The sequence below is a fragment of the Empedobacter sp. UBA1574 genome, assembly GCF_002322895.1.
GTDB lineage: Bacteria > Bacteroidota > Bacteroidia > Flavobacteriales > Weeksellaceae > Empedobacter > Empedobacter falsenii_B.
In genome coordinates this window covers 73,642-98,695 of the sequence record NZ_DCOI01000033.1, presented here as the reverse complement: position 1 = coordinate 98,695, position 25,054 = coordinate 73,642, and the positions used below count along the sequence as shown (strand labels likewise).

The 25,054-nt window shown below is 33.3% G+C and carries 23 protein-coding genes; 18 read left to right on the top strand and 5 right to left on the bottom strand.

Going from position 1 to position 25,054, the window contains the following annotated elements; genetic code table 11:
• Positions 1–10: 10 nt before the first annotated feature.
• From pdxA to B3578_RS11300, 4 genes are read right to left on the bottom strand one after another with little or no spacing between them, the layout of a single operon-like run.
• Positions 11–1,084 carry a 4-hydroxythreonine-4-phosphate dehydrogenase PdxA gene (gene pdxA / locus B3578_RS11315; protein WP_291048771.1) on the bottom strand — a complete coding sequence of 358 codons (1,074 nt, stop codon included), beginning with the start codon at positions 1,082–1,084 and terminating at the stop codon, positions 11–13.
• A gap of 9 nt (positions 1,085–1,093) precedes the next feature.
• Complete coding sequence (locus tag B3578_RS11310; RefSeq protein ID WP_125348729.1) at positions 1,094–1,570, bottom strand: hypothetical protein; 477 nt, start codon at positions 1,568–1,570, stop codon at positions 1,094–1,096.
• 9 nt (positions 1,571–1,579) lie between these two features.
• On the bottom strand, positions 1,580–1,966 hold the full coding sequence (locus B3578_RS11305; protein WP_125348731.1) for a RidA family protein: 387 nt from the start codon (positions 1,964–1,966) through the stop codon (positions 1,580–1,582).
• A gap of 11 nt (positions 1,967–1,977) precedes the next feature.
• The gene (locus B3578_RS11300) at positions 1,978–4,590 is read right to left on the bottom strand and encodes a putative LPS assembly protein LptD (protein WP_219033626.1); all 2,613 of its coding nucleotides are present in this window, start codon (positions 4,588–4,590) and stop codon (positions 1,978–1,980) included.
• 72 nt (positions 4,591–4,662) lie between these two features.
• Here B3578_RS11300 and B3578_RS11295 point away from each other — a divergent pair, with 72 nt between their 5' ends.
• The 12 genes from B3578_RS11295 (at position 4,663) to B3578_RS11240 (ending at position 14,769) form a co-directional block, all read left to right on the top strand.
• A complete protein-coding gene (locus B3578_RS11295) occupies positions 4,663–5,958 on the top strand; it encodes an N-acetylmuramoyl-L-alanine amidase family protein (protein WP_257467976.1) in 1,296 nt (431 codons plus the stop codon).
• 59 nt (positions 5,959–6,017) lie between these two features.
• The gene (locus B3578_RS11290) at positions 6,018–6,992 is read left to right on the top strand and encodes an MlaD family protein (RefSeq protein ID WP_291048766.1); all 975 of its coding nucleotides are present in this window, start codon (positions 6,018–6,020) and stop codon (positions 6,990–6,992) included.
• A 54-nt stretch (positions 6,993–7,046) separates the two neighbouring features.
• Entirely contained in the window at positions 7,047–8,372 is a 1,326-nt protein-coding gene (locus B3578_RS11285; RefSeq protein ID WP_185144083.1) for a (Fe-S)-binding protein, read from the top strand.
• A gap of 71 nt (positions 8,373–8,443) precedes the next feature.
• Positions 8,444–8,872: an LNS2 domain-containing protein gene (locus B3578_RS11280; RefSeq protein WP_125348737.1), complete on the top strand. Its 429-nt coding sequence runs from the start codon at positions 8,444–8,446 to the stop codon at positions 8,870–8,872.
• 39 nt (positions 8,873–8,911) lie between these two features.
• Complete coding sequence (locus B3578_RS11275) at positions 8,912–9,703, top strand: (Fe-S)-binding protein (RefSeq protein ID WP_038332021.1); 792 nt, start codon at positions 8,912–8,914, stop codon at positions 9,701–9,703.
• A 157-nt stretch (positions 9,704–9,860) separates the two neighbouring features.
• Complete coding sequence (locus tag B3578_RS11270) at positions 9,861–10,328, top strand: ABC transporter ATPase (protein ID WP_125348739.1); 468 nt, start codon at positions 9,861–9,863, stop codon at positions 10,326–10,328.
• A 114-nt stretch (positions 10,329–10,442) separates the two neighbouring features.
• Positions 10,443–11,045, top strand: coding sequence for a LemA family protein (locus tag B3578_RS11265; RefSeq protein ID WP_291048759.1), 603 nt, complete (start codon positions 10,443–10,445; stop codon positions 11,043–11,045).
• 5 nt (positions 11,046–11,050) lie between these two features.
• On the top strand, positions 11,051–11,491 hold the full coding sequence (locus tag B3578_RS11260; protein WP_286494678.1) for a TPM domain-containing protein: 441 nt from the start codon (positions 11,051–11,053) through the stop codon (positions 11,489–11,491).
• On the top strand, positions 11,472–12,284 hold the full coding sequence (locus B3578_RS11255; RefSeq protein WP_280036030.1) for a TPM domain-containing protein: 813 nt from the start codon (positions 11,472–11,474) through the stop codon (positions 12,282–12,284). The genes B3578_RS11260 and B3578_RS11255 overlap by 20 nt, the downstream gene beginning before the upstream one ends.
• A 17-nt stretch (positions 12,285–12,301) precedes the next feature.
• Positions 12,302–12,634, top strand: coding sequence for a hypothetical protein (locus tag B3578_RS11250; protein ID WP_221854340.1), 333 nt, complete (start codon positions 12,302–12,304; stop codon positions 12,632–12,634).
• 79 nt (positions 12,635–12,713) lie between these two features.
• Positions 12,714–14,081 carry a deoxyguanosinetriphosphate triphosphohydrolase gene (locus tag B3578_RS11245; protein ID WP_286494676.1) on the top strand — a complete coding sequence of 456 codons (1,368 nt, stop codon included), beginning with the start codon at positions 12,714–12,716 and terminating at the stop codon, positions 14,079–14,081.
• Between the two features lie 235 nt (positions 14,082–14,316).
• Positions 14,317–14,769 (top strand): GNAT family N-acetyltransferase, encoded by a 453-nt coding sequence (locus tag B3578_RS11240; RefSeq protein WP_115001464.1) that lies wholly within the window; start codon positions 14,317–14,319, stop codon positions 14,767–14,769.
• Between the two features lie 53 nt (positions 14,770–14,822).
• Here B3578_RS11240 and B3578_RS11235 read toward each other — a convergent pair whose 3' ends face one another.
• On the bottom strand, positions 14,823–15,353 hold the full coding sequence (locus tag B3578_RS11235) for an RNA methyltransferase (protein WP_125348748.1): 531 nt from the start codon (positions 15,351–15,353) through the stop codon (positions 14,823–14,825).
• An 80-nt stretch (positions 15,354–15,433) separates the two neighbouring features.
• Between B3578_RS11235 and mutS the strand changes: the two genes are divergently transcribed.
• The 6 genes from mutS (at position 15,434) to B3578_RS11205 (ending at position 25,032) form a co-directional block, all read left to right on the top strand.
• Positions 15,434–17,989, top strand: coding sequence for a DNA mismatch repair protein MutS (mutS, locus tag B3578_RS11230; RefSeq protein WP_286494675.1), 2,556 nt, complete (start codon positions 15,434–15,436; stop codon positions 17,987–17,989).
• 10 nt (positions 17,990–17,999) lie between these two features.
• Complete coding sequence (locus B3578_RS11225) at positions 18,000–18,803, top strand: M48 family metallopeptidase (RefSeq protein WP_221854344.1); 804 nt, start codon at positions 18,000–18,002, stop codon at positions 18,801–18,803.
• A gap of 97 nt (positions 18,804–18,900) precedes the next feature.
• Complete coding sequence (acs, locus tag B3578_RS11220) at positions 18,901–20,805, top strand: acetate--CoA ligase (RefSeq protein ID WP_286494673.1); 1,905 nt, start codon at positions 18,901–18,903, stop codon at positions 20,803–20,805.
• A gap of 179 nt (positions 20,806–20,984) precedes the next feature.
• Positions 20,985–21,632: an O-methyltransferase gene (locus tag B3578_RS11215; RefSeq protein ID WP_291048723.1), complete on the top strand. Its 648-nt coding sequence runs from the start codon at positions 20,985–20,987 to the stop codon at positions 21,630–21,632.
• Positions 21,632–22,396 carry a C40 family peptidase gene (locus tag B3578_RS11210; RefSeq protein WP_219033619.1) on the top strand — a complete coding sequence of 255 codons (765 nt, stop codon included), beginning with the start codon at positions 21,632–21,634 and terminating at the stop codon, positions 22,394–22,396. The genes B3578_RS11215 and B3578_RS11210 overlap by 1 nt, the downstream gene beginning before the upstream one ends.
• A gap of 140 nt (positions 22,397–22,536) precedes the next feature.
• Complete coding sequence (locus tag B3578_RS11205) at positions 22,537–25,032, top strand: cation-translocating P-type ATPase (protein WP_291048719.1); 2,496 nt, start codon at positions 22,537–22,539, stop codon at positions 25,030–25,032.
• Positions 25,033–25,054 lie beyond the last annotated feature (22 nt).

Here is a 25,054-nt window from a genome sequence, read left to right as displayed (position 1 = left end):
TTTTAAATTTTTATTCTTTATTATCGCCTTTTTCTAATTTTAGAGGAATATGTTGCAATACATTTTTTGTTAGCTCTTGGTATTCGTTTCGATTTTTATATAATTCGATTGCTGAAAAAATAGCTTCCTTAAATGATTCTTCGTTTGCAATTCCTTTTCCTGCGATGTCGTAAGCTACACCATGATCTGGCGAAGTTCGTACAAATTTTAATCCAGCTGTATAATTAACTCCTTCATCAAAACTAATTGTTTTGAAAGCAACCAATCCTTGATCGTGATACATGGCCAAAACAGCATCAAAAGCGTCTAAATTACTTGGATTGAAAAAACTATCTGCCGAATAAGGTCCAAAAACTAATTGATTTTCGTTAATGCAGCGCTCGATAACTGGCGAAATAATTTCTTTTTCTTCTGATCCTAACAGACCATTGTCACCTGCATGAGGATTAAGACCTAAAACTGCAATTTTTGGTTTTTCGATGGCGTAATCTTCAATCAAACTTTTATGAATTTGTTGAATTTTTGCATAAACAGATTTTGGATTAATTTGTTTTGCAACTTCGCTAATCGGAATATGTTGCGTTACTAAACCAACTCTCAATTTCTCTGAAACTAAGAACATCAAAGGTTTTCCTCCCCAAACATCTCCTAAATATTCGGTATGACCTGGGAAATGAAATTCTTCGGACTGAATATTATCTTTATTAATTGGAGCCGTTACCAAAACATCAGTAAAACCATCTGAAACAGATTTTGCAGCCGCTTTTAATGATTGATAAGCGTGTTCACCAGCTTCTTTGGTTACTTTACCATAATGTACATCAATTTGATCTTTCCAAAGATTAACCACATTGATTTTTCCGTCTACAATTTGATTCGCATCTTGAATACCTTGAAAATTGATTCGGTCAAATTTTAAACGATCTTTTTGATACGATAATAATTTGGTTGAACCGAAAATAACAGGCGTAAAAAACTCTGTTATTTCTTTTTCTTGTAAGGTTTTTAAGATAACCTCAATTCCGATTCCGTTATAATCACCAATCGAGATGGCAACTCTAATTTTTCTATCTTTTTCAGACATAATGTTAGTTTAATATGATTGGCTGGATGGTTTGTATTTTTTTAAAAATCTTTTGTAAATTAAATCTACAATTAAACCTCCAATCCATGATGAAAAGAATAAAACTGGACAGATCGCAATTTCGTACCAAGTTGGGTGATAAGGCGTGATAAGAACGTCGCCTAATGCAACGATTAACACAATAAAACCTACAAACATCGTGTAAGCTTGTTTAGCTCTTCTTACGATAAGTGCTGTTATAACACCTCCAACTAAAGCTGCAATTCCACTAATTGCGAGCATTGATCCAAAAAATTGAACTTCGAATTTTTTTCCTTCTTGGTGCGAAAAGTATTTGATGATGTGTCTCCATTCCGGAAAAACTTTGTTGTCCCATCCCAATCTATCCGCGTTGTATATAAGACCAAATTGTATGATAGCGTAGATAACAGCTAATCCTACTATTACAGCAATTGTGTTTCTTAATACAGTTTTGTCTTTTAGCATAATATTTTATTAGTCTGCAATAGCGATTACAGAAATTTCAACATTTACGTCGCGTGGTAAACGAGCAACTTCTACACATTCGCGTGCAGGATAATTTTCGTCATTAAAATAAGAAGCATAAACTTCGTTAACTGCGTTGAAATCATTCAAATCCTTAACAAAAATTGTTGTTTTTACAACTTGGTCAATTGTTGTTCCGCCAGCTTCTAAAATTGCAATTACATTTTTCATTACTTGATGAACTTCATCTTGAATACCTGTTGTAACCAATTCATTTTTTTCTACATTGAAAGGAATTTGTCCTGATGTGTAAATAAATCCGTTGTATTTTACACCTTGTGAATAAGGTCCAATTGCTTGTGGTGCTTTTTCTGTATGAACGATTTGTTTTTTCATATTAATATTTTTTAGTAATTAAGTCTTGATCTATCGTTGTATTTTAAATCTTGTAAGATTGATGCTTTGATTCCGATAAAGAAATCATAACTTTTATATGTTCCCATTGGTGTCCAGTTGAATGATAAGGTAAAGCTTCGTAAATCTCTTTCAAAACCAAAACGTACATAAGTTATTTCACTTTTGATGAAATCGTAAGTTGCATTTGCAGAAATTGCCCAATATGGTGTTGGCGAAATTTTACCATTCATTGCAATAGAACCTGTGCTACTTCCTTTTCGTTCTGTTCCTTTGCTATAATTATAACTTAAATTAGCTGTTAAACTCCAAGGAATAGCAAATTGCGCATAATTATCGCTGTCATAATAGAAATTTTCATCACGAACTGTTCCACGTTTTTTATAGTTCTTGGCATCGAAACGTTTTCCGCCAAATGTACTATTGTCAAATGTATAACCAGTTCCTAATGTCATATTCGAAATACGAAGATTTCCTAAGCCAAGTTCATCAATGTATTGAGCAACTTCACTTCCTTCAGCATTCATGTAACGTTGAATTTTATATGGATTAACAGTTGACGAAAATTGTACGTTTACTTTTCTATCAAACAAAGATGTCATTCCGTTAATACTGATTGGAGAAAGTTTAAATTCATCTGCAGAGAAGTTATAAGATGAACTCAAACGTAAATATTCAAATATCTTTACTTTTTTGAAACCTTTCGGGTCATTTGCATCTTTTACTTTCATCTCTAAGTTGTTCGAAATTCCAAAGTTTAATGAATTTGTCAAACCAGGAATTGATACACCATACAACATGTTTTGATATTGATTGTACCAAACTTCTTCTTGATTTTGGTTTTGATAAGCTTTGTAATATCCCCAAGATTGACTTTGGAAATCCGGCGTATAACTATAACCAATAGATGGTGTAATCACGTGCTGAATTCCTAAAATCTTAGCATCTTTATTTGGATTAAGATATAATCCATAAATATTAGTTGAAACAGAAGCATTGAAATTAAATGTTCGATATGAATTGAATCCTTTCAATGTTGTGTCCTCTATTTTTCCGTTAACAGAATTGTAATTTTTAATCAAACGATTATCACCCCAAACTTCATTATAGTCAGAAGAAAGTGTTAATGGGAAATAATTAGCAAGTGTAATACCTGTCTGCAAACCAATTTTGTGATTCGCACCCATTCGCATTTGATCTTTCCACATTTTGTCTGTAAAGATGTCTTTGTCGTTGGTGTTAACTTCATTTCCAGCTTGCATACTATACGTTAAACCAAGATTCTGAATTAAACCTTCTTTTGGCATATTTTTCTTTGCAAACGGGAAAATACGAGACATAGTCAAGTTGAAACGAGGAAATGCAATGTTAATATCTCCAGTATTGTAATTTTGAGAGTGCGACATACTCAACTGAGCTGTTAGTGGAGCATTCTCAAAGTTTTTTGTTAAGTTAATAGACGAGTTAACGTTGTTTGTAAAAACTTGTCCAGTATTAATGTATTGATTTCGTACAGATTCACGGTAATATTTCGAACTCGAAAAGTTAACATTGGCATTGAATAACCAATATGGATTTGCTTTCGGATCTTGGCTATGTGACCACATAACACCAAACATACTTTGTTTAGAAAAGGCATTAGAGCCTTCTGTAAGACCTTTGATACCAGTTAAGCGATTTTCTACATTCGCTGCAAGTCGCCCATTGTATTTGTAACGTTTTTTATAGGTAGACTCGGCTCTAGTAGCCCAACTACCTTTTGTATAGATATCTCCCGAAAGTTTTAAATCAAAATTATCTCCAAATGGAACATAAAACCCTAAATCTTCGATAAAGAAACCAAGATTTGTACGCTCACCTGGGCGAGGCATCAAAATACCTGCGGCACGTTTTGCACCCATCGCTGGGATGTAACCAAATGGCAATGCTAAGGGCGTTGGTACGTCATAAATCCACATATTGATAGGTCCGGTAATTAATGTTTTCTTACCATTTTTATCAATCATTTTTCCTTCTTTGGCGCGAAGAAAATAATCTGGTCGAGTATCTTTTCCTTCTTTAAAATAAGTATCCGTTGTAAAATCGGCACGTTTTAACAACATTACCGAATCATTGACACGCTTCGCTTTATCAGCAATGATGATTCCATCTTCTTGCGTCATGCGAATGTTATATGCAATTCCAACTTTCGTTTTGAAATTTACTTTGAAAGCATCTTGCAAAATTTCTTGTTGACCTTGTGTAAACTTAGTTTTTTCAATAATATTCCCAATAGAATCGCGCTTACCTTCGGCATATACATCACCTGTATCCCAATTTAGTTCGATATAATCTGCATCAATAGTCATATCGCCGTAAACTACATGTGCCTTACGCAAAAGGTAAGTCATACGTTTTTTACGATTATGTATTTCGTCCTCGGAATTGTGCTCTACCACAAACTCTAATTTCTCTTTTACAGGGATAATAGTATCTAATTTTACAGAATCAGAAACTATCTTAGAGTGATCTTTATCGTTATTATTTTGCTTAACTTGTCCAAAAGAAACGGTGCAAACCATAACTGGACTAAAAAATAAAATCGATTTAATTGCCTTTGTAAACAAATTGAAAAACTTATTTTTTATAAATTGCGTCAAAATTAATCAAAAAAACAAACCTATAGTATGAGTTTAAAAATGATTAACATACAAAAGTATTTATTTTTTGCGATGATGATGGTATTTTCTACATTTTCATTTGCACAAAAAAAGCAAAATTTTGTAATTGTTATTGATGCTGGTCATGGTGGACATGATGCTGGAGCAAGGGGAGTCGCTGATTATGAAAAGAATATCACGTTAGATGTTTCGAAAAGATTAGCGGAGTTAATTAAGAAAAATCACAAAGATGTTAAAGTTGTTTTAACACGTGATACAGATATTTTTTTAGAATTATGGGAACGTACACGAATTTCAAATGATAATCATGCGAATTTATTTGTCTCGATTCACTGTAATTCGGCTGATAACAAAAGCGCAACAGGAACAGAAACATTTGTAATGGGATTGAAACGATCTAACGAAACAGATGAAGTTTCTAAACGTGAAAACTCGGTTGTGTTTTTAGAGAAAGATCAAGAACGTTACGAAAAATTTAATCCAAATGATCCGGAAGCGGTTATCGCTTTTGAGATTATGAATGCAGCTTATAAAGAACAATCTATTCGTTTTGCAGATTTGGTAGAAAAAGGTTTCGTAAATCGTGATTTCAGAAAAAGTAGAGGTGTTAAACAAGCAAATTTTCACGTGTTGAGAGGAAATGCTTCTCCTTCTGTTTTGGTAGAGTTAGGATTTATTTCGAATTATGATGAAGGAACATTTTTAGCATCAGACGAAGGAAAAGATAAAACGACGACTACAATTTATGAAGCTTTTAAACAATTCAAAAAAGAATATGATCGTAGAAGTGGAGTAGAGGACGAGGACGAAAAACCTAAACCAGTTAAAAAAGTTGAAAAACCTGTAGAAGGAAAAAAATTGAAGGTAAGGGTAATGGAGTCTAAAATGAAATTTTCTTCAACTTCGCCGCAATTAAGAGGTTTAACAGATTTAGATGTAATTCAGGAAGGTGATAATTACGTGTATTATTACGGAGAAACAGATTTACAATCTCGTGCAGATGATTTGTTGCAAACGGTAAAACGTAAAGGATTTTCTGGTGCAAAAATTGTAGAATTTGAAACGAATAAAAAATTAGAAGGTGGTAAAAATTATCGTGTTCAGTTTATGACATCAAATAAAAAATATAAAGACAAAGACGAAAAATTTAATGGATTGACAAATGTGTTGCGAGTAAAAGAAGGTGGACTTCAGAAATATTATTATGGCTCTGATAAAACAATGGAATCTGCTCAAAAAACATTGAAACAAGTACAAGACAAAGGTTTTAGAAACGCCTTTATCGTTACATTTAATGGTGAAGAACCAATGTAAACGTAATATAAAATGTTTCTTTACAAATTAAATTTTATTTTTGCATAAAATCATAACAAGTGAAGTTATCTAAAGAATTAAAAATAGGAGTTGTTACCATCTTAACCTTAGTAGGTTTTTTCATGCTATTCAATTTCTTAAAAGGTCAAAATATTTTTTCATCAGGACGTTTGTTTACTGTAAAATACGAAAATGTAAGCGGATTAGCTCCTTCTAAACCTGTTTCTGTAAACGGTTTGAGAGTTGGTCAGGTGAAAGAAATTAAAATTATAGATACTGCAAAACCTATCTATTTTGAAGTCGTGATTTCTGTCGAAAAAGATATTCAATTTTCGAAAAAAACAATTGTAGAAATTTACGAACCAGGAATTATGTCTGGACCAGAAGTTAGACTTTTATTAGACTATGGACCAGATGTAGCAAAAGATGGTGATTATTTACAAGGTCGTATTGCAGGCGGAATGTTAGATGGTTTGACGAAACAATTAACGCCAACACAAGCAAAGTTAGATAGTGTTTTATTAAGTTTTAATCAAACATTAGGAAGTGTAAACAATGTTTTGGATCCGTCAACTCAACAAGATATTAAAGCAATGTTGAGAAACTTGAATCATACAATTGATTCGTTCGACAAAACAGCGCAATCGTTGACTGCAACATCAAATAGTGCAAATAATTTGATCAAAACAAACGAAAAGACATTGAACACAACGCTTAACAATGCAAGTGCTACAATGGCTTCTGCAAAAGCTACGGTTGACAAATTTGGAAAAACTGCGGATAAATTAAACGCGTTAGAATTAGATCAAGTGATTAAGAATTTTGAAAATGCGTCTAAAAACTTAAATACATTGTTAGAAGATATGAATAATGGAAAAGGTTCTTTAGGAAAATTAGCAAAAGATGAAACGCTTGCTAACGAACTTGAAGCAACAATCAAAAATATGAATGAATTGGTAACAGACTTAAAGAAAAACCCAAGTCGTTATGTGAACATCTCTGTTTTTGGTAAAAAGCAACCAGTTCAGCCATAAAATCAAAACTAAAATTTAAATACTCAAAACTCACAAAAAGACTAATAAAAAATGATGAAGTACATTCCAAATGTAATCTTTCTTCTAATTATGATAGGAAGTATTTGGTTCTTTGCGCAAAACGTAAAGAAACTTATACGTAACATCAAATTAGGGAAAGAAATAGATCGTTTCGATCATCCTGCGGAAAGGTGGAAAACGATGGCTCGTGTGGCTTTAGGACAAGGTAAAATGACTGTTCGTCCTCTTGCTGGTATTCTACATGTTTTTGTTTATGTAGGATTTGTTTTAATCAATATCGAAGTATTAGAAATTATCATCGATGGTGTATTCGGAACACACCGTATTCTAAGTTTCTTAGGAGGTTTCTATAACGGAATGATAGGGTTTTTCGAGATTTTAGCCTTTTTGGTGATGGTTTCGTGTATCATTTTCTTCTGTAGAAGAAACTTTGTAAAAGTTGGACGTTTTTGGAAACCAGAAATGAAAGGCTGGGCAAAAGACGATGCTAATTATATCCTAATTATGGAGGTTGCATTTATGTTGGCTTTATTTACAATGAATGGTGCAGATCAAGTGTTACAAAAAATGGGTGCACCTCATTATATCGAAACAGGATCTTTTCCAATTTCTTCTTGGTTAACAGCACCAATTATTAGTCAATTCAACGACATCACATTTATTACAATTATAGAAAGAGCAGCTTGGTGGTTTCATATCATCGGAATTTTCTTTTTCTTAAATTATTTGTATTATTCAAAACATTTACACATCATTTTGGCTTTTCCAAATACATGGTTTTCTAAGTTAGAACCAAAAGGAGAATTCAATAATTTACAATCTGTAACAGATGAGGTAAAAATGATGATGGATCCAAATGCAGATCCTTACGCAGCACCTGCCGAACCACAGGGAGAGCCAGAAACATTTGGAGCAAAAGATATTTTTGATTTAAACAGAGTACAATTATTGAATGCCTACACATGTACGGAGTGTGGGCGTTGTACATCTGAATGTCCAGCAAATTTGACAGGGAAAAAATTATCTCCTCGAAAAATTATGATGGATACTCGTGATCGTTTAGAAGAAGTAAGTAAAAACATCGATGCAAACGGAAGTTTTGTGGATGATGGTAAAATGCTTGTCAACGATTACATTTCACCAGAAGAATTATGGGCATGTACATCTTGTAATGCATGTACACAGGCTTGTCCAGTAAATATCGATCCGTTATCAATTATTGTTGATTTACGTCGTTATTTGGTAATGGAACAATCTGCTGCACCAAACGAGTTGAACATGATGATGACAAATGTCGAAAACAATGGAGCTCCTTGGCAATTTAACAATGCGGATAGATTGAATTGGGCAAACGATTAAAATTGTAAAATACAATTACTCATTCTCAAAGAACTATTAATTTTTGTACATAACACACAAACACAGCACACATGGAAAATTTCTTAGAGGAAAAAATTGAAAACGGAGAAAGAGTAAGTCCTATTTTACCAGAAAATGTTAAAAATTATTTAATTGACATTGATGGAACAATTTGCGATGATATTCCAAACGAAGAACCAGAACGTATGCTAACAGCAGAATTATATCCAGATGCTTTAGAAACATTAAACAAATGGTACGACGAAGGACATATTATCACATTTTTTACATCACGTACAGAAGAACATCGTGAGTACACAGAAATTTGGTTGAAAAAACATGGTTTCAAATACCATGGACTTTTAATGGGAAAACCTCGTGGAGGAAATTATCATTGGGTTGACAACCATTTAGTAAAAGCGACACGATACAATGGTAAATTTACAGATTTGGTTGAAAAAAATGTTTCGATTCAAGTTTTTGATGATGGAAAACATTAAACTAAATCCATTCAAATAACACAAAGACTACAAAAAAATATGTCAAATATTACAGTTAAAACAATGGCTCAATATATGGCCGAAGGCAAACAACCAGAAGTTTTGTTTTGGGTTGGTTGCGCCGGAAGTTTTGATGACAGAGCTAAAAAAATAACACGAGCATTCGTTAAAATTTTAAATAATATTGGCGTAGAATTCGCCGTTTTAGGAACAGAAGAATCGTGTACAGGTGATCCTGCAAAGCGTGCTGGTAACGAATTTGTTTTCCAAATGCAAGCTATGATGAATATTGAAGTTCTGAATGCTTACGAAGTGAAAAAGATCGTTACAACTTGTCCACATTGTTTCAATACGTTGAAAAATGAATATCCAAGTTTAGGTGGAGAGTATGAAGTTTTGCATCATTCTCAATATTTACAGCAGTTAATCAACGAAGGTAAATTGAAATTAGAAGGTTCTGAAACGTTCAAAGGAAGACGAATCACTTTCCACGATCCTTGTTATTTAGGTCGCGGTAACGATGTGTACGAAGCGCCTCGCGAATTAATCGAAAAATTAGATGCCGAATTAGTCGAAATGAAACGTTGCAAAACACGTGGATTATGTTGTGGTGCTGGTGGAGCGCAGATGTTCAAAGAACCAGAAAAAGGAAACAAAGACATCAATGTAGAACGTACAGAAGAGGCTTTAGAGAAAGAGCCGCACATTATCGCAACAGGTTGTCCATTTTGTAATACAATGATGACAGACGGTGTAAAACACTTCGAAAAAGAATCAACGGTTATGGTAAAAGACTTAGCTGAATTGATTATGGAAGCGAAAGATTTATAATCGAATTTATAAAAATAATATAAAAAAGCCATCTCTTTGAGATGGCTTTTTTATGTAAAAATTTTAGCTTTCTAACATCTAACATCTAACATNNCATCTAACATCTAACATCTAAAATTTCCGTATCTTTGAAACACAAATTTTAAACAAAGAGAAAATGAATTTAGCAGACGATTCAAGAATTTGGATTTTTCAAGCCAATCGTAAATTCTCAACAGAAGAAAAGCAAGCTATTACAGCTAAACTAAATACTTTTATAGCGGATTGGAATGCGCATGGCGCTGAACTTTTAGCTGATTTTGATTTACCTTATGATCAATTTATTGTAGTTGGTGTAGACGAAAATCAAGCGACAGCAAGTGGTTGTTCTATCGATAAATTAACGAAAATCGTACGCGAAATTGATGCAGATTATTCGTTCGATTTATTGAACAGAATGTTAGTTTCGTATGAAAATGAACAGGAAGTTTTTATCGAAAAATTACCAACATTCAAACAAAAAGTAAAAGAAGGAGAAATCAAAAATGTAAAAGTTTTCAATAATGGAATTTCTTCTTTGAATGATTTTAAGCAAAATTGGTTATTACCGATTGAAGAAAGTTGGGCGAAAACATTATTAAATTAAACGCTTAAAATCCAAAAAATATTAAAGCCGAGTTTAGAAATAAGCTCGGTTTTATTTTTGATAAAATATTGTTTAAAAAACACTATTTTTACGTAATAATAAATTAAAAATACTATGAAAAACAAAGGATGTCTTATTGGCGGAGTGATTCTTTTACTTCTTGCAGGAATCGTTTTCTGGGGAATTGGAGTTTCGAATACGATCAAAACAACAGACCAAGGTGTGCAAAAACAATGGTCGAATGTAGAAAATACATATCAAAAACGTTCAGATTTAGTTCCAAATTTAGTGAACACGGTAAAAGGTGCTGCGAATATGGAAAAAGAAACGTTAACAGCTGTGATTGATGCACGTGCAAAAGCGACTTCTAATCAAATTAAAATTGATGATCCAAGTCAATTAACAGATGCAAATATTGCGAAATTTCAACAAGCTCAAGCTCAATTAGGATCTACATTAAGCCGCTTATTGGTTTCTGTTGAAAAATATCCAGATATTAAATTCAATCAAAACTTTACTTCTTTACAAGCAGAATTATCTTCTATCGAACAAGAAGTTTTATTTGAAAGAAAAAAATACAACGATGCTGCAGAGAAATTTAACAACATGATTGTAACTTTCCCTAACAGCTTAATCGCTGGTTTTACAGGTGCTACGAAAAAAGGTTATTTCAAAGCTGCTGCAGGATCTGAGAATGCTCCTAAAGTAGAATTCTAATCATTATGGGAAATAAGAAACATAAATTTCTTTCCTCTAAAGATGAAAAAAAAATAATCGAAGCCATCCAAAAAGCGGAGAAAAATACAAGTGGGGAAATTCGAGTTCATATTGAATTCGAATCTTCTCCCAATCATTTTGACAAAGCTTTAGAAGTTTTCGAGCAATTGGAAATGCACAAAACCAAAGATAGAAATGGTGTGTTGTTTCATGTTTCACCAACCGATCATAACTTTACAATTATTGGTGATAAAGGAATTGATCAAGTGACACCAGATGATTTTTGGGATGATATAAAAGAAGAGGTCATCAAGCATTTCAAAAAAGAACATTATGTAAAAGGGCTTTGTGAAGGAATAAAAAAAACAGGCAAAGCACTTAAAAAATATTTTCCTTATCAAGAGGATGATACAAACGAATTACCAGATGAAATTAGCTACAGTTAAATACTTTTTTCTAACTTTTTTTCTTTCAATTTTAACCGTTTTTGGGCAGACACCGGATGAATTGGTGAAGATGGAACATCCGCCTAAAAAGCTTGTGCAAGATTATGCACATGTTTTTGATGCAATGCAATTGGATGAATTAGAACGAAAATTAGTAGCCTATGATGATTCAACATCTACTCAAATTTTGGTATTAACAGTGAAGTCTCTAGATGGTTATCCGTTAGAAATGTTTGCAAATGATATTGGTGAAAAATGGAAAGTTGGTACACAAGGAAAAGATAATGGAGTTGTAATTGTTTTAAGTGAACAAGATCGTAAGATTACGATTAGAACAGGTTATGGAGCTCAAATTTATTTACCGCCAAGTGTCAACAAATCGATTATTGACAATGTTATTATTCCGTATTTCAAACAAGGTGATTATGCTGGTGGAATAAATGCTGGAGTCAATTCTATTTTTCAAGCTTTTGCAGGAAAATATAAGCAAGACAAACCAAAATCGCAAGAACCAGAAATGGATTGGCTTGCATTGATTTTTGCCATAGGATTTTTCATTTTTATCTTTATTATTATTTCGAAAGGTAAAGGAGGAAATAATGGAGGAAATGGTGGCAGACGAAGAAGTTTGTTAGATGATATTATCATTATGAACACAGGAAGTTCTGTTTTCGGTGGCGGAGGTTTCGGCTCAGGAGGTAGTTCTTGGGGTGGATCATCTGGTGGCGGAGGCGGCTTTGGTGGTTTCGGAGGCGGAAGCTTCGGAGGCGGAGGAGCATCTGGTAGTTGGTAGAAATACTATTTTGATTAATGAATTTTAAAATTGTCACAAATATTGAAACTGATATTTTTTATTTAATTATTAATGAATTAGTAAAAGATAAATGGAAAATTATTTGTGAATATGATGATGAAATTTTTGATAAATCAATTGATTTCGACTTTTACAAATTAGCTAAAAATGAAAAAATAATTTTGTTTGCTTGGGACAACTGGTTTGAAGGAGAGATAAAAGCTGAAATTGAAATTCTAAAAGAGTTAGCTGTTCAATATAAGTTTGATTTAAACTTTAATGAAGCAAATTTTCTTCAAGATGAATATATTACAGAAAGAATGAAAAATCTTTTAAAATTTCACGAATAAACCCAAAAATCCGAACGAAACCGTTCGGATTTTTTTATGACTGAACATTATTCGTTAAATTCGTTTTCTAAATCAGTTTATGGAACTTCTCAATCATATTTACACCAATCAACGCAGCAATACAAACGATACGTCGGATGCGAGATCAGAATATCAGCGTGATTATGATCGTATTATTTTTTCGTCTGCCTTTCGTCGTTTGCAGAACAAAACGCAAGTTTTTCCTTTGCCAGGAAGTGTATTTGTCCACAATCGATTGACGCATTCGTTAGAGGTTTCGTCTGTTGGACGCTCGATGGGAAATTTGGTAGGAAAGTTTATTTCCGAAAATTATAAATTAACAAAAGAATCACAAGAATTTTATAAATATAGTATTCACGATGTTATTTCAGCGGCATGTTTGTGTCACGATATCGGAAATCCAGCTTTTGGACATTCGGGCGAAGATGCAATTGCTTCTTATTTTGATCGCCATGAAACAGATTTGAAACAATATTTTACTGAAGCCGAATGGGCTGATTTAATCAATTTTGAAGGAAACGCAAATGCAATTCGAATTTTAACACAACAACAAAACGGAAAATCGGAAGGTGGTTTACGTTTGACGTATTCAACATTGGCTGCGATTGCAAAATATCCATGTGAATCGGTTGCAAAAGATAAAAATCAATTGCATCGTAAGAAATTTGGATTTTTTCAGGCGCAAAAGGAAGCTTTCCGAACAATTGCTGAAAAAACGAATATGATTTTGGAACAAGATTCACCAATTATTTACAAGCGACATCCGTTTGTGTGGTTGGTAGAGGCGGCTGACGATATTTGTTATTCGATTATCGATGTCGAAGATTCGCAACGTTTAGGAATTATTGATCATGATAAATGCCGAAAATTATTTTTGAATTTAGTTGAATCTTTAGATCCATCTCAAATTGATAAAACAAAAAATACATTAAAATCAATTTCAGATAAAAATGATCGAATAGCCTATTTACGTGCAAAATCAATTAATTTATTGACGCAAAAATCGGTTGAAGTTTACCAAAATAATTTTGATCAAATTGTAAAAGGAGAATTTAAAACGGCGTTATTAGATGTGATTAAAAATGAAACGGAACAAGTAACGAAACGAGTTTTAGACGAAATTCAACGTTTCTCGATTGAAAATATTTATAATCATCGTTCTGTTCTCGAAATTGAAAATGCAGGTTATAATGTAATGTCAGAATTGCTTTCGCAATTTATTCCTCCAATTTTAAAAGATGAAAAAGAACGCAAAACGTTTGAGAAAAAAGCCTTGCGTTTAGTTCCTGCTCAGTTTTTATATGAGAAAGGAACAAAGTATCAAAAGGTAATGGGAATTTTGGATTATGTTTCGGGAATGACTGATAATTACGCAACAGAATTATATCGTCGTATCAAAGGAATCGAAATTGGAATGACGATTTAAGTACGAAGTTAGAAATACGAAGCTCGAATTTAGAGAAATTGTCATGCTGAACTCGTTTCAGTATCTCATCAAAAATTAGCGAATTTGTTATTCCGACGAATGGAGGAATCTATAGATTCTTCATTTCGCTGAAGCTATATTCAGAATGACAAAAAATAATGAATTCTACGTTTCGTAAACTAGATAACTAATTTCTAGTCTCGAATAACGAATAACTAAATAACATCACACAATAATGAAAAATGTAACAATACGAGAAGCAAGAAAAGAAGATTGTCCTCGAATTTTAGAGTTAATTCACGAATTAGCTTTATACGAAAAAGCACCAGACGAAGTAACGGTAACCTTAGAAGAAATGGAAGAATGCGGGTTTGGAGATAAACCAGTTTGGGGTTCTTTGGTTGCAGAAGTGGACGGAAATGTGGAAGGAATTGCGTTGCATTACGATCGTTATTCGACTTGGAAAGGACGCAGATTATATTTGGAGGATTTGATTGTAACCGAAAAAATGCGCGGTTCTGGAATTGGTAAATTATTATTGGATGAATTAATTGTTTATGGAAAAGCGAATAATTACCACGGAATGGTTTGGCAAGTTCTGGATTGGAATGAACCTGCAATTAATTTCTATAAAAAATATAACGCAGATTTTGATCCAGAATGGATTAATGTTTCGGTGAATTTTTAATAACAAAAAACTCCAACTTGATGAAAAGTTGGAGTTTATATTTTTGCTTAACGCTATTTCATAAAACTTTCATACCATTTCCATAAAATAATTCCTGTACAAACCGAAACATTAAGCGAATGTTTTGTTCCTGATTGTGGAATTTCGATACACGTATCACATTGATCAATGATTGATTGTTGCACACCATCAACCTCATTTCCCATCACAATTGCATATTTCTGAGATTGGTCAACTTCAAATTCATTTAACAAAACAGAACCTTCCGTTTGTTCAATCGTTACAATTTGATAACCATCTTCTTTTAATTTAGCAACCAATTCATTCGAATCTTTCACATATTCCCAATCAACAGAATTTTCTGCACCAATGGCCGTTTTATGAATTTCTTTATGAGGTGGAGTTGCTGTAATTCCACACAAATAAATTTTATCAATTAAAAATGCATCCGAAGTTCTAAAAACTGCACCAACATTGTGCATACTTCTCACATTATCCAACACCACAACAATCGGGTGTTTTTCAATAGCTTTATATTCTTCCGCAGAAACGCGACCTAATTCGTCTAATTTTAGTTTTCTCATCACTTCGTTTTTAACTAACTTAGCTGTTCAAAATTTATAATAATTTGACAAAAGTAGTAAAGAATAAGGAAACTCCTCTAATGAAACAATATAACACCATCAAGGCGAAATATCCTGATGCAATGTTGTTGTTCCGTGTGGGAGATTTTTACGAAACATTTGGAGAAGATGCTGTGCGAGCTTCTCGCATTTTAGATATAGTTTTAACAAAACGCGCCAATGGTTCTGATAATAGTGCTTTGGCAGGGTTTCCTCATCATAGTTTGAATACTTATTTACCGAAATTGGTGAAAGCCGGTTTACGCGTTGCAATTTGTGATCAGCTCGAAGATCCAAAGATGGTAAAAGGTATCGTAAAACGTGGTGTTACAGAATTGGTAACGCCTGGTGTTGCGTTGCAAGATGAGGTTTTATCGTCAAAATCGAATAACTTTTTGATGGCTGTTCATCAAGGTGATAAAGCTTTTGGAATTGCGTTGTTAGATGTTTCGACAGGAGAATTTTTGGTTTCGGAAGGACAAGAAGATCAAGTAGCGAAAATTATTCAATCGTTTCGACCAAGTGAAGTGATTTACCAAAAACGTGTTAAATATAATTTTTCTGATGTCAAAAGTAAATTTTTGTTGGATGATTGGGCTTTTCAATATGATTTTGCAGTTGATAAATTAACCAATCTTTTTAAAACTAAGAATCTAAAAGGTTTTGGAATTGAGGATTTAAAAGATGGAATCATTTCTGCGGGTGCAATTTTAGCTTATTTGGATGACACACATCACTTCGAAATTCAGCATCTAACATCTATTCAGCGTCTTAATCAAGATAGTTTTGTGTGGATGGATCCATTTACGATTCGCAATCTCGAATTGGTTTATTCTCCACATCCAAAAGGTGTTACGTTATTAAATGTTTTAGACGATACCAAAACTCCGATGGGAGCACGTTTGTTGAATCGTTGGATGGTAATGGTGTTGAAAGATTTGAAATCAATTCAACGTCGTCAAAATATTGTCGAATACTTCTACAAATTTGGAGATTTACGTTACGATTTGCGAGAAAAATTAGGTCAATTAACCGATTTAGAACGTTTGGCTGGAAAAGTTTCGACAGGTAAAATTACACCTCGTCAATTGCAACAATTAGCACAAAGTTTGAAAATTTCGGAAGAAATAAAAGAAGTTGCTGAACAATCGAATATCAAAGAAGTTGCAGATTTATTTTCTCGAATCGAACCAATTGATCATTTAACACAAAAGATTTTTGATACACTTTCTAACGAGCCTCCGCATCAAATTGTAAAAGGAAATGTAATTAGAGAAGGTGTTTCAGAAGAATTGGATCGATTACGAAAAATTCAGTTTTCTGGAAAAGATTATTTGGATCAAATGTGTCAACGCGAAACAGAACGAACTGGAATTTCGTCCTTGAAAATTGCATTCAATAATGTGTTTGGTTATTATATTGAAGTTCGAAATACGCACAAAGATAAAGTGCCAGAAGAATGGATTCGTAAGCAAACTTTGGTGAATGCAGAGCGTTATATTACCGAAGAATTAAAAGAGTACGAAACACAAATTCTTGGTGCAGAAGAAAAAATTCTTGCTATAGAAAATCAATTATTTATTGAATTGTTACAAGAAATTATCACTAAACTTTTACCGATTCAACAAACGGCAAAAGCAATTGCATTTTTGGATGTTTTGTCAACTTTTGCAGAAATAGCAGAGAAAAATAATTACACAAAACCTTCTCTTAATGATGGTTTTGAACTAAATATAAAAGAAGGTCGTCATGCTGTGATTGAGCAACAATTACCAATTGGTGAACAATATGTGTCGAATAATGTTGAGTTAAATTCGGATCATCAGCAAATTATTATGATTACTGGACCAAATATGTCTGGTAAATCGGCGCTTTTACGTCAAACTGCTTTGATTGTTTTGATGGCGCAAATGGGAAGTTTTGTTCCAGCTCAAGCTGCAGATTTAGGAATCATTGATAAAGTTTTTACTCGAGTTGGTGCTTCAGATAATATTTCATCAGGTGAATCGACATTTATGGTCGAAATGAATGAGACAGCAAGTATCTTAAATAACATTTCGGAACGAAGTTTGATTTTATTGGATGAAATTGGTCGAGGAACTTCGACTTACGATGGAATTTCGATTGCATGGGCAATTGCAGAATTTTTACATCAAAGTGCCTTGAAACCAAAAACATTGTTTGCAACGCATTATCATGAATTGAATGAAATGTCAAAATCGATGGAACGTATCAAAAACTTTAATGTTAGTATCAAAGAAACAAAAGATACAATATTATTTTTGAGAAAATTAGTTCCAGGAGGAAGTGAGCACAGTTTTGGTATACATGTTGCTAAAATGGCTGGGATGCCAAAACGAGTGGTGGACAGAGCAAATGATGTGTTGAAAATTTTGGAAGCAACGAAAACAGATGAAGGAATCTCGAATAAAACGGAGAAAATAACGCAAGATAATATGCAATTAAGTTTCTTTCAGTTAGATGATCCAATTTTAGATTCTATAAGAGAAGAAATTCTGAACACAGATATCAATACGTTAACACCTGTTGAAGCATTGATGAAATTGAACGAAATCAAAAAGAAACTTGGTAAATAAACTTAAAAATATGAAGAAAATAATTTTAACTGTAGCAGGAGCTTTAGTATTAGCTTCTTGTGCTACAAACCCTGTTACCGGACGTAAATCGTTGTCATTAGTTTCTAATGCAGATTTATTTCCGACAGCTTACAATCAATATTCTCAGGTTCTTAAACAAGGGAAAGTAATTACAGGTACTGCCGATGCTAAAATGGTGCAAACAGTAGGGGAACGTTTAAAATATGCCGCTGAAAAATATTATCAAGAAAAGGGAATATCTTCTCAATTACAAGGTTATCAATGGCAATTTACGTTGTTAAATGCAAACGAAGTAAATGCATGGTGTATGCCTGGAGGTAAAGTTGCGGTTTATTCAGGTATTTTACCTGTTACCAAAGATGCAACGGGATTGGCTGTTGTTTTAGGTCACGAAATTGGTCACGCTTTGGCTGGTCATAGTGCGGAGCAAGCTTCTCAGCAAATGGCCGCACAAGGTTTAGGACAAATAGTTGGTGGATCCATTGGAAATGCAGAATATGCAAAAGTTTTTGAACAATTATATCCTGTAGGTGCACAAGTTGGTTTACTAAACTATTCTCGTAAAATGGAATTAGATGCTGATGTTACAGGATTGTATTTAATGGCGATGGCGGGTTATGATCCTTCTCAAGCAATTCCTTTTTGGGAACGTATGGCGGCGAAAAGTGGAAATGCAGGAGTTTCAGAATTCTTGAGTACTCACCCTTCGGATGCGACGCGTATGGCTAAAATAAAGGAAGCCTTACCAACTGCTTTAGCATATTACAATGCAAGTCCGTATAAAGGAAAATAGAATAGTTTTTATTCATTTGTAAAATATAAGCGAGTTAATTTGATAAATTGATTCGCTTTTTTTATATTTAGTATTCAAAACCACAATTAAAATTAAAATGATTAACAATTTTAGAATCAATTCGTTTTCTGAATATAAGAAAGCGTATAAAAAAAGTGTCGAGGAGCCTGAAAAATTTTGGGATAAAATTGCTGGAAACTTCGTTTGGCAAAAGAAATGGGACAAAACACTTGAATATAATTTTGAACAAGCAGATTTTAAATGGTTTCAAGGTGGACAACTAAATATTACCGAAAATGTTTTGGATCGTCATTTGGAAAAAAATGGAAACAAAACAGCTTTAATTTGGGAACCAAATAATCCTTTAGAGGAATCTAGAATTATTACATATCGTCAATTGCATTCAAAAGTTTGCCAATTTGCGAATGTCTTAAAAAATAATGGCGTACAAAAAGGAGATCGTGTGTGTATTTATATGCCAATGATTCCAGAATTAGCCATCGCGATGTTAGCTTGTGCTCGTATTGGCGCGGTACATTCTATTGTTTTTGCAGGATTTTCTTCTGCTGCAATTGCCTCTCGTATCAACGATGCGCAATGTAAGGTTTTGGTGACAGCAAACGAAGTTTTTCGTGGAACGAAATCAATTAACTTAAAAGCAATTTGTGATGAAGCCTTAAAAGATTGTGCTTCTATTCAGTCGTGTATTGTTTATCGACGTGCTATCGAGCCTACTTCTATGGTTGGTGGACGTGATAAATTTTGGATTGATGAAATGCATAAGGTAGACGATAATTGTCCTGCGGAAATTATGGATGCCGAAGATCCTTTGTTTATTTTGTATACTTCTGGTTCTACAGGAAAACCAAAAGGAATGGTGCATACATGTGGTGGATATATGGTGGAAACGGCTTATTCGTTCGATAATATTTTTCAAATGGAGCACAACGATATTTATTGGTGTACAGCAGATATCGGTTGGATTACAGGACATAGTTACATTATTTATGGACCTTTGGCTTGTGGAGCAACTTCAGTAATGTTCGAAGGAATTCCAAGTTTTCCTGATTTTGGACGTTTTTGGGAAATTGTCGAAAAATTAAAAGTGACACATTTCTATACAGCTCCAACAGCAATTCGTTCGTTAGCTCGTGAATCCTTAGATTATGTCGAGAAATATGATTTATCAAGTCTTAAAGTTTTAGGATCAGTTGGTGAACCAATTAACGAGGAAGCTTGGCACTGGTTTAATGATTATATTGGAAAAGGAAATTGTCCAATTGTAGATACATGGTGGCAAACAGAAACGGGATCTATTTTGATTTCGCCATTAGCAGGAATTACGCCGCTTCGTCCAACGTTTGCAACATTACCGCTTCCAGGAATTCAGCCAGTTTTAATGGATGAACATGGAAAAGAAGTAGAAGCAGTAAATGAAAAAGCAGAAGGACGTTTAGCAATTAAATTTCCTTGGCCATCTATGGCTCGTACTATTTATGGTAATCATAAACGCTATGTAGAAACCTATTTTTCAACATTTCCGGGATATTATTTTACAGGAGATGGAGCGTATCGTGATGTAATGGAAAATTATCGAATTACAGGACGTGTAGATGATGTAGTGATTGTTTCTGGACACAATTTAGGAACTGCACCAATAGAAAATGCGATAAATGAACACGAAGCTGTAGCAGAAAGCGCGGTTGTTGGTTATCCTCATGATATCAAAGGAAATGCATTGTATGCTTATGTGATTTTGCAAGATGGAGTACAAGGTTCACCAGAACTTGAAGCAGAAATAAAAAATGGAGTTTCTAAATTAATTGGAGCAATTGCAAAGCCAGATAAAATACAGTTTGTTTCAGGTTTACCAAAAACGCGAAGCGGAAAAATTATGCGTCGTATTTTAAGAAAAATAGCAAGCAACGAAACTGATTTTGGCGATACATCAACATTATTAGATCCAGATGTTGTAACTGTTATTCAGAAAGGAAAAGTTTAAAGTAAGGCTGAGGTTAAGATTTAGTCTAAGCTTATCAAAATAATTTTCAAAACAAAAAGCATTACCCAAAAGTAATGCTTTTTTGGTTTGATTATTTTGGATAAATTTTCTCTTCTAAATTTCCTTTATATAGCCGATATTCAATGCATTTTTTGTAATTTTGTTGACTTTTTAAAGGTATGATAAAAATTTCACCAGTTTTAGAATCGTATTTAGATCATCATGTGGATCAAGAACCTGAAATCTTGAGCCGTTTACGTGTTGAAACTTATCAATGTACAACGCAGCCACACATGATTTCGGGAGAATATCAAGGTCGTTTGTTAAGTATTTTGTCAAAGATTTTAGTCCCAAAAACTATTTTAGAGTTAGGAACTTTTACAGGTTACGCAACATTGTGTTTGGCAGAAGGTTTGATTGCTGATGGAAAAATCATTACGATGGATAAAAATGATGAATTGGAATATTTGTGCAGAAAATATTTTGATGAATCTGAATTTGCTTCAAAAATTGATTTTAGAATCAATGATGCACGCGAAGAATTAGAAACAATCGAGAAAAATTCTGTAGATTTAGCTTTTATTGATGCTGATAAAGAGAGTTATCCTTATTATTTTGAAAAAGTTTTAGAACTTTTACGTCCAGGAGGAACCATGTTAGTTGACAATGTTTTGTGGTACGGAAAAGTAATGATGGAAGAGGAAGATAAAAAAGATCCTTCGACAAAAATTTTGAAAGAATTTAATGAAATGGTAACGAAAGACAAACGAGTAGAGTCGATAATTTTACCAATTCGTGACGGAATTACGTTAATTCGAAAAAAATAATGAAGTACGCCATTTGTCAAGTAAGTGTTGCGCCATTGCGCTACGAAGCAAGAGATTCATCAGAAATGGTGAGTCAGGTTTTGTTTGGAGAAAAGTTGATTATTTTAGAAGAATTAGAAAAATGGACTAAAGTTCAGTTAGCTTTTGATGGTTACGAAGGTTGGCTAGATCCAAAACAAATTGTAGAAATTTCGGAAGAAGAATATAATAAAGATTCGATCGAGAAATTTGCAATTAATCCGTATAATCATGCGATGGAAAATGGCTTGCCAATGACGTTGACAATTGGAGCTGAGGTTCGTACTTTGAATGAAAGTAAAATCAAAATTGGTCCAAAATGTTTTGAATATTTTGGGGTATATACGTCTGGTAAAAAATCAAAAGATCAATTGGTAGAAATTGCAAAAGCCTATCTAAATGTACCTTATTTGTGGGGAGGAAAATCTTCGTTCGGTATTGATTGTTCTGGTTTAACGCAACAAGTGTACAAAATAGGTGGCTATAAAATTCCAAGAGATGCTTATCAACAAGCGGAAATGGGTGAAGTTTTGAGTTTTGTAGAAGAAGCAGAACCAGGTGATTTAGCTTTTTTTGATAATGCAGAAGGTCTAATTATTCATGTCGGAATTATGTGTGGCAATGGAAAAATTTTGCACGCACACGGAAAAGTTAGAATTGATCCAATCGATACAAATGGAATTTTCAATACCGATTCTCAAAAATATTCGCATAAACTGCGATGCATTCGAAAATTAATTCCTTAATAATAGAGCAAAAATCATTTCGAAAGAAATGATTTTTTTGTTTTAATTGAAATCAAATCTAAATAGGATATAATCAAGTATTAAACTATTTTTTAATTGGATTTAGCTGTAACTTTAGTAAACACTAATCGATTGAAATAATGTCTATAAAAATTCCTGAAAATTTAAAAGGGTTATCTGATTCTGAAGTCAAAAAAGCTCAACAACAATACGGAGATAATGCTATAAAGGGTGAACAGAATTCTGCTTGGTATAGTTTATTATTTGATATTCTAAAAGAACCAATGACGCTAATTTTGATTGCTGTATCAATTATTTATGTGTTGGTTGGTGATTTGGGCGAAGCTGCATTTATGTTTGTGGCTATTGTTGCTGTGACAGGAATTTCATTTTACCAAGGTTCTCGTAATCAAAAAGCTCTGCAAGAGTTAGAAAAGTTGAACGAACCTTTGAGTTCAGTTATTCGTAATGGACGATTAGTTGAGATACCAACACACGAAATTACAATTGGTGATTTGTGTATTACGGAAGAAGGAAAAATGATTAATGCGGATGGAAATATTGTTCATAGTAATGATTTTTCGGTGAATGAATCGGCTTTAACAGGCGAAAGTATGTCAGTTTTTAAAGATATAGATCATCCAGAAATTTACAGTGGAACTTTGACAGTTTCTGGTTTGGCTATTTTTGAAGTGACAGCCATTGGAGCAGAAACGAAGTTGGGAAAAATAGGAACGTCAATTTTATCTATAAAAGAAGAAAAATCGCCTTTGCAATTGCAGATAGAAAAATTTGTGAAAGGAATGGCAATCATTGGAATTATTGTTTTTGCAATGGTTTGCGGATTCAATTATTTTCAAACAAAAGACATTGTAAGTAGTTTATTAAACGGTTTGACTTTGGCAATGTCTATTTTACCCGAAGAAATACCAGTTGCATTTACTACATTTATGGCATTGGGTTCATGGAAATTATTACGCGAAGGAATTATTGTAAAAAAGAGTAGCGTTGTCGAAACTTTAGGAAGCACAACTGTTATTTGTAGTGATAAAACAGGCACAATTACCGAAAATTCGATGAAATTGAAAGCGATTTATGATGCAAAAATGTCTACGGTTTTTGATGAAATTCAATTCAATGATGTCGAAATTTCTAAGATTATACAATATGCGATGTGGAGTAGTGAACCTGTTCCATTCGATCCAATGGAAAAAACGTTGCACCGAGTTTACGAACAAACACAGGTTGATGAGCGCAATCAATATCAAATGTTTTTCGAATATCCTTTATCTGGAAAACCTCCGATGATGACGCATTGTTTTAAAAATAAAGATAATCAACGAATAATTGCGGCAAAAGGTGCTCCAGAAGCTATTTTACAAGTTTCGAATCTTTCTGATCAACAAAAAGATCATTTACGAAACGTTATTCGCGATTTTGGAACAAAAGGTTTCCGACTTTTGGGTGTTGCAAAATCTACTTTTAATTCAAACGATTTTCCAAAACAACAACAAGATTTACCTTTTGAATTGTTAGGTTTTGTTGTCTTTTATGATCCGCCTAAAAAGGGAATAAATGAGGTTTTCGAGAAAATATATAATGCCGGAATAAAAGTAAAAGTAATTACAGGCGATAATGCCGAAACTACGATGAGTATTGCGAATCAGGCAGGAATTATTCATGCTGAAGATAGTATTACAGGAAGTGAAATTACACAACTTTCTGAAAAAGAATTATTAAAAGCAGCCGACGAAAAAGTCTTATTTGCACGAATGTTTCCCGAAGCAAAATTAGCCGTCGTGAAAGCTTTGAAAGAGGATGGAGAAGTAGTTGCAATGTTGGGCGACGGAGTAAACGATGGACCAGCATTGAAAGCCGCACACATTGGTGTTGCAATGGGCGAAAAAGGAACTGAAATAGCCAAACAAGCTGCGCAATTAATTTTAACAAATGATGATTTAGGAAAATTAGTTATCGGAATAGCTGCTGGAAGACGCATTTATACGAATCTTAAAAAAGCTGTTCAATACATTATCTCGATTCATATTCCAATTATATTAATTGTTTCATTGCCGTTGTTTTTAGGTTGGGCTTTTCCGCAAATTTTCACACCGGTTCATGTTATTTTCTTAGAATTGGTAATGGGACCAACCTGTTCTATTGTGTATGAAAACGAGCCTTTAGAGAAAAATTCTATGAACGAAAAACCTCGTCCTATGACGGAAACTTTTCTGAATTGGAAAGAACTTTCAACAAGTATTATTCAAGGAATTATCATCACATTAGGATTGCTTTTTGTTTATCAATACACTTATCAGTTAGGCGGAAATGAAGAGAAAACCCGAGCAATGGTTTTTACAACGTTGATTTTCTCAAATGTTTGGTTAAGTTTAACGAATAGATCGTTTTATTATAGCTTGTGGTCAAGTTTTAAAAATAAAAATAATTTAATGGTTGGCGTTATAATTCTTACATTGCTTATACTTTTTGCAATACTGTATATAAAGTCAATTTCTTTATTTTTTAAAGTTTCTTCGTTGAATCTAAAAGAATTAGGAATGGCGATGCTTGTAGCAATGTTATCTGTATTGTGGTTTGAAGTTTATAAATGGATTAAACGTAGGAGAAAAAATTGAGTAAAATGGTAATATTTAGGTT

What these genes read in the sequence shown, in the direction of transcription:
- pdxA (WP_291048771.1), bottom strand. Translation starts at nt 1,084, where the DNA reads ATGTCTGAAAAAGATAGAAAAATTAGAGTTGCCATCTCGATTGGTGAT.
- B3578_RS11310 (WP_125348729.1), bottom strand. Translation starts at nt 1,570, where the DNA reads ATGCTAAAAGACAAAACTGTATTAAGAAACACAATTGCTGTAATAGTA.
- B3578_RS11305 (WP_125348731.1), bottom strand. Translation starts at nt 1,966, where the DNA reads ATGAAAAAACAAATCGTTCATACAGAAAAAGCACCACAAGCAATTGGA.
- B3578_RS11295 (WP_257467976.1), top strand. Translation starts at nt 4,663, where the DNA reads ATGATTAACATACAAAAGTATTTATTTTTTGCGATGATGATGGTATTT.
- B3578_RS11285 (WP_185144083.1), top strand. Translation starts at nt 7,047, where the DNA reads ATGAAGTACATTCCAAATGTAATCTTTCTTCTAATTATGATAGGAAGT.
- B3578_RS11280 (WP_125348737.1), top strand. Translation starts at nt 8,444, where the DNA reads ATGGAAAATTTCTTAGAGGAAAAAATTGAAAACGGAGAAAGAGTAAGT.
- B3578_RS11275 (WP_038332021.1), top strand. Translation starts at nt 8,912, where the DNA reads ATGTCAAATATTACAGTTAAAACAATGGCTCAATATATGGCCGAAGGC.
- B3578_RS11270 (WP_125348739.1), top strand. Translation starts at nt 9,861, where the DNA reads ATGAATTTAGCAGACGATTCAAGAATTTGGATTTTTCAAGCCAATCGT.
- B3578_RS11265 (WP_291048759.1), top strand. Translation starts at nt 10,443, where the DNA reads ATGAAAAACAAAGGATGTCTTATTGGCGGAGTGATTCTTTTACTTCTT.
- B3578_RS11260 (WP_286494678.1), top strand. Translation starts at nt 11,051, where the DNA reads ATGGGAAATAAGAAACATAAATTTCTTTCCTCTAAAGATGAAAAAAAA.
- B3578_RS11255 (WP_280036030.1), top strand. Translation starts at nt 11,472, where the DNA reads ATGAAATTAGCTACAGTTAAATACTTTTTTCTAACTTTTTTTCTTTCA.
- B3578_RS11250 (WP_221854340.1), top strand. Translation starts at nt 12,302, where the DNA reads ATGAATTTTAAAATTGTCACAAATATTGAAACTGATATTTTTTATTTA.
- B3578_RS11245 (WP_286494676.1), top strand. Translation starts at nt 12,714, where the DNA reads ATGGAACTTCTCAATCATATTTACACCAATCAACGCAGCAATACAAAC.
- B3578_RS11240 (WP_115001464.1), top strand. Translation starts at nt 14,317, where the DNA reads ATGAAAAATGTAACAATACGAGAAGCAAGAAAAGAAGATTGTCCTCGA.
- B3578_RS11235 (WP_125348748.1), bottom strand. Translation starts at nt 15,353, where the DNA reads ATGAGAAAACTAAAATTAGACGAATTAGGTCGCGTTTCTGCGGAAGAA.
- mutS (WP_286494675.1), top strand. Translation starts at nt 15,434, where the DNA reads ATGAAACAATATAACACCATCAAGGCGAAATATCCTGATGCAATGTTG.
- B3578_RS11225 (WP_221854344.1), top strand. Translation starts at nt 18,000, where the DNA reads ATGAAGAAAATAATTTTAACTGTAGCAGGAGCTTTAGTATTAGCTTCT.
- acs (WP_286494673.1), top strand. Translation starts at nt 18,901, where the DNA reads ATGATTAACAATTTTAGAATCAATTCGTTTTCTGAATATAAGAAAGCG.
- B3578_RS11215 (WP_291048723.1), top strand. Translation starts at nt 20,985, where the DNA reads ATGATAAAAATTTCACCAGTTTTAGAATCGTATTTAGATCATCATGTG.
- B3578_RS11210 (WP_219033619.1), top strand. Translation starts at nt 21,632, where the DNA reads ATGAAGTACGCCATTTGTCAAGTAAGTGTTGCGCCATTGCGCTACGAA.
- B3578_RS11205 (WP_291048719.1), top strand. Translation starts at nt 22,537, where the DNA reads ATGTCTATAAAAATTCCTGAAAATTTAAAAGGGTTATCTGATTCTGAA.